Source organism: Saprospiraceae bacterium (assembly GCA_016709995.1).
Lineage (GTDB): Bacteria > Bacteroidota > Bacteroidia > Chitinophagales > Saprospiraceae > JADJLQ01.
The window spans coordinates 587,275-599,569 of sequence record JADJLQ010000001.1; the positions used below are offsets into that span (position 1 = coordinate 587,275).

The 12,295-nt window shown below is 40.9% G+C and carries 9 protein-coding genes; 6 read left to right on the forward strand and 3 right to left on the reverse strand.

Annotation, left to right across the window (positions count from 1 at the left end; translation table 11 throughout):
* Positions 1–18: 18 nt before the first annotated feature.
* The 5 genes from IPJ09_02470 to IPJ09_02490 are packed head-to-tail and all read left to right on the forward strand — an operon-like array spanning position 19 to position 6,521.
* Complete coding sequence (locus IPJ09_02470) at positions 19–936, forward strand: ATP-binding cassette domain-containing protein (protein ID MBK7370305.1); 918 nt, start codon at positions 19–21, stop codon at positions 934–936.
* A 3-nt stretch (positions 937–939) separates the two neighbouring features.
* Positions 940–3,390: a gliding motility-associated ABC transporter substrate-binding protein GldG gene (gene gldG, locus IPJ09_02475; protein ID MBK7370306.1), complete on the forward strand. Its 2,451-nt coding sequence runs from the start codon at positions 940–942 to the stop codon at positions 3,388–3,390.
* Entirely contained in the window at positions 3,377–4,318 is a 942-nt protein-coding gene (locus IPJ09_02480; protein MBK7370307.1) for a DUF4340 domain-containing protein, read from the forward strand. The genes gldG and IPJ09_02480 overlap by 14 nt, the downstream gene beginning before the upstream one ends.
* A 32-nt stretch (positions 4,319–4,350) precedes the next feature.
* Positions 4,351–5,562, forward strand: coding sequence for a hypothetical protein (locus IPJ09_02485; GenBank protein ID MBK7370308.1), 1,212 nt, complete (start codon positions 4,351–4,353; stop codon positions 5,560–5,562).
* A 23-nt stretch (positions 5,563–5,585) separates the two neighbouring features.
* On the forward strand, positions 5,586–6,521 hold the full coding sequence (locus tag IPJ09_02490) for a hypothetical protein (GenBank protein ID MBK7370309.1): 936 nt from the start codon (positions 5,586–5,588) through the stop codon (positions 6,519–6,521).
* A 44-nt stretch (positions 6,522–6,565) separates the two neighbouring features.
* Here the strand turns inward: IPJ09_02490 and IPJ09_02495 are convergent, their stop codons facing one another.
* From IPJ09_02495 to IPJ09_02505, 3 genes are read right to left on the reverse strand one after another with little or no spacing between them, the layout of a single operon-like run.
* Entirely contained in the window at positions 6,566–8,983 is a 2,418-nt protein-coding gene (locus tag IPJ09_02495; GenBank protein ID MBK7370310.1) for a S8 family peptidase, read from the reverse strand.
* A 20-nt stretch (positions 8,984–9,003) separates the two neighbouring features.
* Positions 9,004–9,585, reverse strand: coding sequence for a tRNA-(ms[2]io[6]A)-hydroxylase (locus IPJ09_02500; GenBank protein MBK7370311.1), 582 nt, complete (start codon positions 9,583–9,585; stop codon positions 9,004–9,006).
* Complete coding sequence (locus IPJ09_02505) at positions 9,585–10,691, reverse strand: hypothetical protein (GenBank protein MBK7370312.1); 1,107 nt, start codon at positions 10,689–10,691, stop codon at positions 9,585–9,587. Before IPJ09_02505 ends, IPJ09_02500 begins: the two co-directional genes overlap by 1 nt.
* A gap of 230 nt (positions 10,692–10,921) precedes the next feature.
* On the opposite strand from IPJ09_02505, the gene IPJ09_02510 reads away from it, so the two are divergent.
* The gene (locus IPJ09_02510) at positions 10,922–12,295 is read left to right on the forward strand and encodes a dipeptidase (GenBank protein MBK7370313.1); all 1,374 of its coding nucleotides are present in this window, start codon (positions 10,922–10,924) and stop codon (positions 12,293–12,295) included.

The following is a 12,295-nucleotide window of genomic DNA, read 5'->3' on the forward strand; positions in this document are numbered from 1 at the left end:
ATTTTCGTTGGTATCATCATGAGCGTACTGAAGGTACAAGATGTAGTCAAATCATATGGCAATCAGTTGGCTGTAGACCATATTAATTTCACTATCAACAAAGGGGAGATAGTAGGATTTCTTGGACCTAACGGTGCCGGCAAATCCACCACCATGAAAATGATCGCCGGGATACTTACACCTGATCATGGTACGATAGAAGTCAATGGAAGTCTAATGACGCCTCAAAATATCCAACTTCGCAAATCATTAGCTTATCTGCCTGAACAAAATCCAATGTATGGGGAACTGTATGTCAGAGAATCGTTGGAGTTTATGATGGAATTGCAAGGATTGGGATATCGAAAAGAAATGATAGATGAAGCGATCGAGGCATGTGGTCTGAAGCAGGAGCAATTCAAGCAGATCCAAAATCTGAGCAAGGGGTATAAACAAAGGGTAGGTCTGGCGCAGTCTATATTGCATCACCCGGATTTGTACATACTTGATGAAGCTACTACAGGACTAGATCCAAACCAGATATTGGACATCCGTGCACTCATCAAATCATTAGGTAAAGAACATGCAGTGCTCATTTCTACTCATATACTCCAGGAAGTAGAATCTATTTGTCATCGATGTATCGTAATCCATGAAGGCAAGATCATCGCAGATGATGATATGAATATGCTAAAATCCAAATTATCTGTCAAGCCGAGTGCTGTGGTCACTTTTGATCAGTCGGTAGAGTTAAATAAGCTTCAACACACCTGGCCCGGGGTGGTAACTTCGTCTACAAATAGTTTTTTGATCTCTGATGACGATCCTCTGCTGACGCAAAATATATTTGATTGGGCAGTGACACATCGCTATAAGATCCAGGAATTGAAGTGGGTGGATAATAAAATAGAAGATGTTTTTCACGAGCTTACAGGTAAAAACCGACAATCAAAGTAAATCATGTCTTTGAAAGCAGTCATAAAAAAAGAAATTCGCTCTAACCTGAGTTCTGCCAGTCTGATGATTACAGTGGCGGTATACTTTGTATTGATGGGCCTATGGCTGTGGTTTTTTCCGGATACTAGTATACCCGACAATAAGTTTGCAACCTTACAGACCCTGTTTGATCTGGCTCCGTGGTTATTTTTATTTATCATACCAGCATTGACGATGAGATCAATCGCCGAAGAAAAATCTTTAGGTACTCTCGAGCTTCTCAAAAGCAAGCCGATCTCTATGCATGGGTTAGTGGTAGGTAAATTTGGAGCCATCATGGTATTAATTACAATCATATTATTGATTAGTCAGGTCTATACTTTTTCAGTCTACCAATTAGGCTTTCCCAAAGGCAATCTGGACCTCGGTGGCACTTTGGGTTCTTTTATAGCCTGGCTGTTATTGGCGGGTGCCTATACTGCTATCGGGATATTTGCATCTGCGGTGGCTGCTAGTCAGATGATCGCTTTTTTGCTCGCAGTAGTTTTATGTTTTTTAATCTATGCCGGTCCTGCATTTATCGCAACCCTTCCGGTCTTTGTGGGATCATGGGATTACGCCATTCAGTGGATAGGCATGCAGTCACATTATCACTCGATCAGTCAAGGGGTGCTTATCTCCAGTGATTTGTTTTATTTTTTTGGAGTGATCGTGATTTTCATTTCCTTGTCTTCCTGGGTCCTGGATGGTCATTCCGCTCAGCCGGCATTCCAATCTATAAAACACTTAGTCAAACAAAAATCACGTGCACTTGGAGTCGGGGTTGCATTGTTGTTGTTATCACTAGTCCACTTGTTTTCAATCGATCTCACCCAAGACAAAAGATTTACTTTGGGAGCTGAAACCAAGTCCCTGGTGTTAGGAGTGGATGATATCATTTTTGTTGAAATATTGATGGATGGAAAATTTCCTGCTGCTTTCACCAGATTGAAGAAAGCTGCTCTGGATAAACTATATACCTTCAATAGGTTGAATAAAAACATTCAGTACACCGTCGAAGATCCGCTGACAGGCGATGCCGAAACTATTAAATCAAACCAGGAAGCATTAGGAAGGGATGGAATTTTACCTACAAAATTGACAGTTTACAATGGCAAAGAGCAGGAGCAAAAAATCATGTATCCATACGCTATCTTTCATTTTGGCGAAAGAAGTATACCGGTTAATTTGCTTGAAAGTATGGACCCGGGGCTGCCTGAGGATGAGATTTTAAACAGATCTGTGTCTTTGTTGGAGTATAAATTCGGCAATGCTATTCAAAAGCTGAGGATGAATAAGAATCCTGTTGTAGTGTTTACCAAAGGACATGGTGAGCTATCTGTCATCCAGACCGCCGATCTGGAAAGAAGTCTCAGGCCGGTATACAGTACAGGTAGGATTACCCTGGATAGCATCGTGCAGATCTCCAAAGAAATCGATATACTCATCGTTGCAAAACCACAAACTTCGTTTAGTACCAGGGACAATTTTTTGATAGATCAATATATAATGAATGGGGGCAAAATCATCTGGCTCATTGATCCATTGTTCGTCAATACCGATACCGTCAATGCCAGCAATAGACTCAAGCAGGATTTCGTGCCTTTGCCTTATGATCTGAATCTGGATGAATTGTTTTTTAAATATGGCTGGCGCATTCAACCCAATATGGTGCTTGATTATGCTTGTAGCACGATTCCACTTTTATCAGGATATGCTGGAGGCAATCCTCAATTCGAACCTCACCCCTGGTATTATCATCCTTTGGTAGCTCCTTCAAGTTATCATCCTATAGTGCACAACCTTGATCGTATCAGTCTGTTTTATCCCGCTTCGATCGATACTTTAAAGACAAAAACAGATCTTAAAAAAACGATCCTGCTGCAGTCTAGCGAACACAGTCGAACCCAGATGAGCCCCTCACCAATCAACTTTGAAATTCTAAGGCAGCCTCTGTCACCTGGTCAGTTTAATCGCGACCCACAGACGATAGGGTTATTGATGGAAGGTATGTTCCCATCAGCTTTTGAAAATCGCGTCAGCTCAGATTTTTCTCAGACTCTAAGCCAAATCGGGGCTGCATACAAATCAATCAGTGTACCAACCAAAATGATTGTATACTCGGATGGAGACCTGATAGGCAATGCAGTCAGTCCAAGAGGGGAGCCGGCCCCATTGGGATATAATATATACGAGCAACGAATTTATCCATCCAATAAAAATCTTATCCTCAATAGCATCGAATATCTATTGGACGAACACCATATGATGGAGGCCAGAAATAAAGATATCAAGTTGAGGTTGTTGGATGAAGCAAAATTAAAATCCACTAAGTCTGGATGGCAATGGTTTAACCTTATTACACCAGCAGCTATTTGTTTGCTGATAGCTCTTTTGTTTGGGTATTGGAGAAAACGAAAATATGCGTTTCAATAGGCTATTATATTTTTTGACCCTGGTGGTCATTTGGTCCGGTTGTAAGGTGAATACGGATCAACAGGAGACCGATTTCAAAATCTCCAACCCTGATGAAATCCGATTTATTGAAATTGAAAGCAAAACATTTGGACATCAGGTCTTGAGTCTTCGTGGTTCAAAATGGTGGCTCAATGATTCTGTCAAAATCAGACAAGACGCCATAGATAATATTCTACGGGTATTGCCAGGATTGAAAGTGAAGTTTTATCCACCTAGATCTGCCTGGGAAAATATGATTCATGCCATGCAAAATGAAGGAGTAAAACTGAATTTTAAAAATGATCATAAGCAATCCATAAAATCGATGTACCTGGGAGGAATGACGAATGATGAACGTGGTACTTATGCAATGTTGACAGGATCTACCAAACCCTATGTATTGCATTTGCCAGGTTTTGAGGGCAGCCTGGCATCCAGATTTATGATGTCAGAAAATCAGTGGAGAGATCGCCTGATTTTAGAATTCGATCCAAAGCAGGTCCAATCACTTAAGATGGAATATCCTGCAGAAGAGCAATCTGGCTTTGCTATAGTCAGAGATCCATCAGGAGCATGGTCGTTAAAAGATCATCAGGGTAAAATGATCAAATCATCAGAAACTATCATGATGTCCTATCTTGAGATCATATCCAGTATCGGAGCTGAAAGTATAGAAAATGATTTTATTTACCGCGATACAGTTTTACAAGAAACTCCACATGCAATCCTGACCCTCCAAATGGTCGGCGATGACGCTCAACGAAGAATCCGCTTCTACGCAAATAGACTGGAAGGTGCTCCTGATCCTGAACGAATGTTTGTATACGATGACCATGATTTTTATCTTGCGCAAATTCGTATTTTGCATAAACTATTCAGACCAGTAGACCACTTTACAGCAAAATGAAAAAGACAAAGTTCTTCTTTGGTATACTCATTATGTTGGGATTACTATGTTCCTTCAGCATACAGCAGCGATATTGGGGTTTTTTCGGACATAAACGCATCAATCGATTAGCGGTGTTCACCCTGGTACCGGATATGATGCCCCTGTTTAAAAAAAATATCGAGTTCCTCACTGACCATGCTGTCGATCCGGATAAACGTAGATATGCGATCAAAGCAGAAGCCCCGAGGCATTTTATAGATCTGGATCGCTGGGGAGAAGCACCTTTTGAAGGATTACCCAGGCTTTACCCCGATGCTTTGATAAAATATGGAGATTTTGTGACGGATGATGAACGGAGTGAATTACTAATTAAAAACAAGGATATCTCCTACCTGAATAAGAAAAAATACCTCAAAGTCTCCAATGCAAGTGAGGTCGATACTTCAAAATATCTGGATTGGTACGTTTACAAAAAACTTATAGATAACCAAATATTGTACTCCCAGGAAGACCCGGAGGATATCCTACTGACCAGTGATCAGATCAACGAACTCCTGGGAAAAAAAATAGCAAGGACCGGCAAGTCATATCGGTGGGTAGATACATTCAGTGTGCATGGCATACTGCCGTATTATTTTCCAAGCCTATATCTTCGATTGGTGGATAGATTTCGAAAAAAGGATATTAATGGGATTCTTCGCACTGCTTCAGATTTAGGGCATTATGTCGGAGATGCGCATGTGCCACTGCATACCACCAGCAATTATAATGGGCAATTGTCAAATCAATTAGGATTACATGCTTTTTGGGAGAGCCGAATACCAGAATTATTTGCAGATAAGCAGTATGATTATTTTGTTGGTAAAGCTGAATATATTAAAGATGTGCCCTCATTCATCTGGCAGACTGCTTTAGAAAGTCATACTTTGGTAGATTCAGTGCTGGCGATTGAAAAAAGACTTTCGAAATCTATCCCTTCTGATCGCCAATATTGTTTTGATGAAAGAATGGGGATTACGATTCGCACTCAGTGCGAAGAATATGCGCAAGCTTATCAGCAGGCGATGTCGGGAATGGTTGAAAAACGCATGCGACAAGCGATTCTGGCCGTAGGCAGTATTTGGTATTCTGCCTGGATAGATGCCGGCCAACCCAACCTGGCTAAAATGTCGAAGTCGGAAACGCCTGATAAAGCGAAGGAAGATGAAGATTTGGAAAAGGCTTTTCGTGCCAATCCAATGATCGGAAGACCAGAAAATTAATTCTCCCTAACCAGCTATTGAGTATGAATATCAGTGCTTTTAGTTTTTTGCGCAACGCCGAGCAATTGTATTATCCATTTGTAGAATCTATCCTGTCGGTCCTGGATATAGTCGATGAGTATGTGATTATGTTAGGTGAGGGTGATGGGGAAGATCACACCTTCGATCTATTAAATAACCTTAATTCTTCAAAGCTCAAAATTTTTAAGACCCAATGGGACCTTGCCCAATATCCTGGAGGGTCAGAGTATGCACATCAAACTGACCTTGCTAAAGAAAGATGTAGTGGAGACTGGCTACTATACCTGCAGGGGGATGAAGTGATTCATGAAGATGATTTGTCGGCCATAAAAGCAGCTTGTTCGAAATATAAGCAGGATACTGAAGTAGAAGGCTTTGTTTTCAATTTTTTACACTTCTATGGCGATTATCAACATTATTTTAGTGATCATACATGGTATAAAAAAGAGATCAGAATCGTACGTAATCATAGGGATATACATTCATGGCGGGATGCCCAGTCCTTTAGGATGATCACTGATTTTGTCGGCAATGATTATTTTAGAAAAAAAAATACTAGAAAATTAAAGTGCATAGATCTAAATGCTAGAATATTTCATTACGGCTGGGTGAGGCCTCCCCGGGTGATGGGTAATAAAAAACGGGTAGCTCATCAGTATTACCAGGGTGAAATCGCAGAAAAATATGCAACCAATTTTGATTATGGTAGGATGGATAAGGTTACTCAATATACCGGATCTCATCCGATATGTATGCAAAAGCGAATCGAGCAACTTGATTGGCAAGCACTCTTAAGACATGATGGCCCTGCTGTGATCAACAGGCCAAAAATGAAACATGAACGTTTAAAGTATAGAGCATTGGGATGGGTAGAAAAGCACCTTCTCCAGAATCGTACATTGGGCGGTTTTAAAAATTACAACTTGGTACAAAGGTAATAGAACGACCCTAAAAGGTCTATCCTGGATTATTCCACCAGTAGTTATTCTGCTTTGACCACTTTTTTCACCACGGTGCCATCGGTATTGCTGATGTGTACAAGGTACATGCCCGCAGGAATGCCGGATCGGGTGTATAAAGTAATATCCTGAGTGCCTGAGGACAGGGTGCCTAATGAGCGCTCCTGTACCAAAGAACCATTGATATTGACCATTCGTACATAAGTTTGCTTTGAGGGCTTTTGCAAATCAAACCTTATGCTTATTCGATCGGTAAAAGGATTGGGAAATACGTTAATATGGTTAAATGGAGATGGCCGGTCACTGGATGCTACCGTGCAACCTGTAGTTTTAAACTTAAGCATCGTTTTAAACCGACTGGTATCGGAATCACAAATCGTTTTGGATTCTACCACATAGTCTGTGCATTTTTTAAGCATGGTGAGCATTACCATAGTATCCCGTGTAGGTAGCGTATCCCATTTATTGCTGGAAGCTTCCCGATACCTGATAAAATAAAAAAGTTTAGGGATGATTTTTTGATAAAATATGGTAGCGGAGTTTTCTGTGACCTTGGACGAAACCAATTCAAGGGCATCCGGGCAATCATAAGACTTGGGCAAGAGTTTGATGGTATAGTCCTCTACTTCTCCTGCATTGAAAAAATCGCAGGGTCCGGGTCTGAGTGTATCATCTATATTGACAGCCGCTTTGAGCGCAATCCTAATTGTGGTCTGACCACTACTATCTATGGCTGTAGGTGGAAGATAGATATTGGAAACTATCGGTCCGACCAATCTTTGTGGGCCACTATCCCAAGCCAACTCAGCAGTATCATCAAAGTCATTGTCCAGATTGCGGTCTATCCATACACGCAGATAATATTGAGTGAGACTGTCGTTAGATATTGGATACACTTTCAATAACATCTGTCCATCTATATTGATCATAGGCATCAGGCTATCTATATTGGTAAAGCCACCATAGCCAAAATTGTCCCGGGAGCGAAAACGCATTCCATCCAGCACCAAAGAGTCAATATAAATTCTGCTCGCCAGACCACGACTACTACAAGCCATGCAAGATTTTTGTACATAATCCAAAGCACCTAACACATTGAGATAGCCGTTTGAGATCACTACATGGTTGAGGGATGGCAAACTAACTGCCGTGCTCATTATAGCATTTTTTACCAATAAGGCAGCCGCTGCCGGGTTAGTGATAGCCATTTCATCCAATTGGCCACATAGATTTGCATAGAGCAGACCTATGGCTCCTGTCACGATAGGGGCTGCAAATGAAGTACCTGAGTCAAACCCATATTTACCATCGGGTCTGGTTGTAAATATATTGTTGCCGGGTGCTGCGATATCTATATTTTTTGGACCGGAGGCGCCGGCAACCTTCCCATCAGACTCGATGGAAGTGACAGATAATAAAAAATCGCTAGGGCAGAGGGTGGGGAGGTCTCCGATGGAGTCTACATTGATACCGACCCGGTTATCAGCAGCAGACACATTGAGTATCCCTGCCTGTCCAAGGGAATCATAGATTGCACACCACAAAGGTGCGTCTGCAGCTTGGCCATCATCAATACCCCAGGAGGCATTGCTGGCTACTATAAATGCTCCGGTCGCACCACGGGAAGCGTTGTACAGCTGTCTTTGTCTTAAGACATAAGAGTAGGCAGTGATCACATCAGACTCTTTGATCCCGAGTCTCACATTGTATTTGAGATTCATCATTTTGACATTCCAGTTGATACCTGATACTCCAGTTATATTATTGCCTTGTCCTCCTATCAACCCATTGACAGAGACACCATGTTCTCCACCTTCAATGCTGTCATTGCCGGACAATACATTCCATCCATAATAGTCATCGACATAACCATTTGCATCATCATCTATTTTGTTTCCTGGGACTTCATGTTGATTGATCCAGATATTATTCTTTAAGTCAGGATGTATACTTTCTGTGCCGTCATCAATCACTGCAACTACGATCTCCTTTCCCAGTTTAGTAATACCTCCGGTAGTCGCATGCCATGCACGACTTGCTTTGACATCGATCCCTTTGGTTTTACCATTGAGGCCATTATTTAACCATTGCCATTGATTTTTGAACAAAGTGTCTGAGGGAATTCGATCTCTAAATTTTATAAAATGATTAAATTGAGCACCAAGGGTTCTTTTGTTGGACAATATTTTAGCCAGAACTTCATTTTCATCAAATCGAGTATAGTCAAATTGGAGTTTGTACAAAGTCTGGGTCACAGATAATGGAAGTATGGTTTGAATCGTATTAGAGGCTCTTAAAGGGGAGATTTGCGAGATGAGTTTTTTGAGATCATCTGCATTTTTGACTTGAACTAGTATCTCTCCTTGTGCATGGTGCAAAGCCTGGCCTCTGGATGTCAGAGATAAGATCAATAAACTAAAGATGAATAAGGTTTTTTTCATGTTGAAATTTATTTTTTTAATCAATGCATCCGATCTCCCCGTAAAGCTATCGCTGCCATGATCTTTGATTCGTATTCTAAAAGTTGCTGCCACCGTGTATTGACTTTATCAGTTTCGCCATATTTTTTTGCAAGATCGATAAATAGACTATAATGTCCTGCTTCCGAGACCATGAAAGTATGATAAAATTCTCTCAGTGTTTCATCTTCCAGGTGCAAAGACAATAATCTAAATCGTTCGCAACTGCGGGCTTCGATCATAGCACAGATGAGCAAACTGTCGATCAGCCTGATATCCCTGGTATTGCCTTTGGTTTTAAATTTCATCAACTCGTTGACATATTTATCATTGCGTTGAAACTTTAATTCGAGGTTTTTTTCTGCTAACTTGCTCAGAACCTGCCTAAAATGTCCCCATTCTTCCGTGACAATCGGTGCCAGAGCCTCTACCATCTCAGTTTTGTCCGGATAGAGTTGAATCAATGAGATGCAAGCGGAAGCAGCCTTTTGTTCACAATAGGCATGATCGGAGAGGATCTCTTGCAGACTTTTTTCAGCTAGATTGGCCCATCTCGGATCAGTGGCGAGTTTTAGGCCCAACATTATTTAACAGCATTGAGGCATGCTAGCTGCCTGGTGAAAAAATCGACATTATAAATTACATAGTCCTCGTAGCCACTGGTAAAATTGAGTCGCATCGTATCCAATTCGGAGGTGGCTAGTACTTTCTCAGTATTTTTATCAATATAGTACATACCTGACATGGTGGTCGTGCGTTTTTTTGGATCGATTTTACCAGCGTCAAATCTGGAATTAATGAGCCTTACTTCTTTGCCATTAATCAATTTGACGATAATAAAACTTTTTGAAAGATTGCCATAATACTGAAGAGCCAGATCCGACGCGATTTCAATGTCTATTTGCATGTATGTATATCCTGGCTCCCTTCCGATGAAAGCAGTTCCTTTGGAATACGGAGTCCCACGTAAATGCTTTTTAATTTCTTCTGGCGTATATGTAAATAATAGCTCTGATTGGATAGCTTTATTTCCCTCCAGACTGATGCTCTGATAGTTGCAGGTTTGGTTCACAGGGGTAATGGGTATCCAATCATCAAATTTTTCTCTCTTTACATTGGCTTCTTCGTGATTTGGGAGAGGTTCTTTAGGTTTTATTTCTCCCGGAACATTGCGTGTACCCTTAGATTCTTCAAGTAGCACCTCTGTTTTTGGAGATTTTTTTTCTGTTGCAGCTTCATGAGTTATCTCAGTCGTTTTATCCAACTTTAATGTATCCCTTGCAGCTCCGGATGTGAGCGTATTTGGATGGTCTAAGGCTAATCTGGCTTTCAAATCATCTGCGCTTAATGAGAGCATGTCCCGATATTTTTTACTCTGAATAATCTTAAGCTTTAAATCATTCTGTTGAAGATAGAGAGCATATTCTTTGTCATCAATCGATTTTTTTAATTCAGATTTGAGATTTGCATCCTTAGTTTTGGATCTCTGTGTTTTGAGATCTTTTATATCTGCTTTGAGGTCTTTTATTGCATTTTGCACTAAAATCTGTTCCCTGGATGCCTCGGAAGCAATATTTTCAACATATGCTTTTGGATATTGCTGCCAATCGATATTCATTTGGTTTTGGGCTGATAGGTAAGAGGATACTATCAAAAAAAACCAAAGTATATTGCCAGATAATCTAGTCATGGTTGAATTTTTCACTTTCACTTTTGTCATACGGAAACATAAATTTACTGCCTTAAGCCAAATAACCAGCTACACTTCTCAAACAGAACGTTAAATATAGAGCACTTATTGACCTGATAAAACAATAGAACTGTCTTAATAGCCGAATTCTATGCAATCATCATTGAAAATCAAGTGCTTCGAAAGAAAGATCCTTATATTTGCAGCCAAATTTTTTTAAAATCCTGAGGATGACTACTCAACAATATATAGAACAACATAAAGGCCGTTTTTTGGATGAATTGATTGAATTGCTCAAGATTCCTTCTGTCAGTGCTGATCCAAAATATACCGCAGATGTGGCCAGAACAGCGGACAAAGTAGCTGAGTTTTTATTAAAAGCAGGTGCTACCCGGGCTGAGATATACCCTACCGAAGGTCATCCTATAGTCTATGGTGAAAAAATAGTATCAGATGAGCTGCCAACTGTGCTGGTATATGGCCATTATGATGTGCAACCTGCTGATCCTTTGGAGTTATGGAGCTCTCCACCTTTTGATCCAGTAATTAAAGATGGTAATATTTATGCCAGAGGTGCTTGTGATGACAAAGGCCAGTTTTTTATGCATATCAAAGCCTTCGAAGCGATGTTGGCGACAGGGCCGTTGCCTTGCAATGTAAAATTTATGATTGAAGGCGAAGAAGAAGTAGGGTCTAATCATCTGGAAATTTTTTGTGAAGAAAACAAAGACTTATTGGCCTGTGATGTGATCTTAATTAGTGATACTTCTTTGATTTCCAATGAAGTACCTTCTTTGACTACCGGATTAAGGGGATTGGCTTATGTAGAAGTAGAAGTCACCGGCCCTAATCGCGACCTTCATTCCGGAGTGTATGGCGGCGGAGTGACCAATCCTGTCAATGCCCTGTGCCAGATGATAGCTTCACTTCATGATGATAATCACCAGGTGACCATCCCAGGTTTTTATGACAAAGTCCTTGCTGTGTCTGCGGATGAGCGAAAAAGTATGAACGAAGCTCCATTCGATGTGGCAGAATATCAACAGGATCTTGGGATAGATGGAGTCTTTGGTGAAAAAGGATATACCACGTTGGAGAGAACCTCTATCAGGCCTACTTTGGATGTCAATGGCATTTGGGGCGGTTATATTGGCTCCGGGGCTAAAACTGTATTACCAGCAAAGGCATATGCCAAAATCAGCATGCGATTGGTACCTGATCAGGATCCAAATGAGGTGACGACATTATTTACTAATCATTTTAAATCAATAGCCCCTGCGGGTGTTAAAGTTAAAGTGACTCCCCACCATGGAGGCTTCCCTGCGGTAACCCCGACAGACTCCATTGAATACCTTGCTGCTGAGCGAGCCATGACTGAAGCTTTCGGTAAAAAACCGCTGCCACAACGTGGTGGAGGAAGCATTCCGATTGTACCCTTATTTGAAAGAGTATTGGGGGTAAAAGTCATCATGATGGGATTTGGACTCGATTCAGACAATATCCATTCGCCCAACGAAAAGTACGGTTTGTTCAACTTTTATAAAGGAATTGAAACTATTCCTCATTTTCACCGTCAATATGCAGAACTTAAAAAATCTTTATAA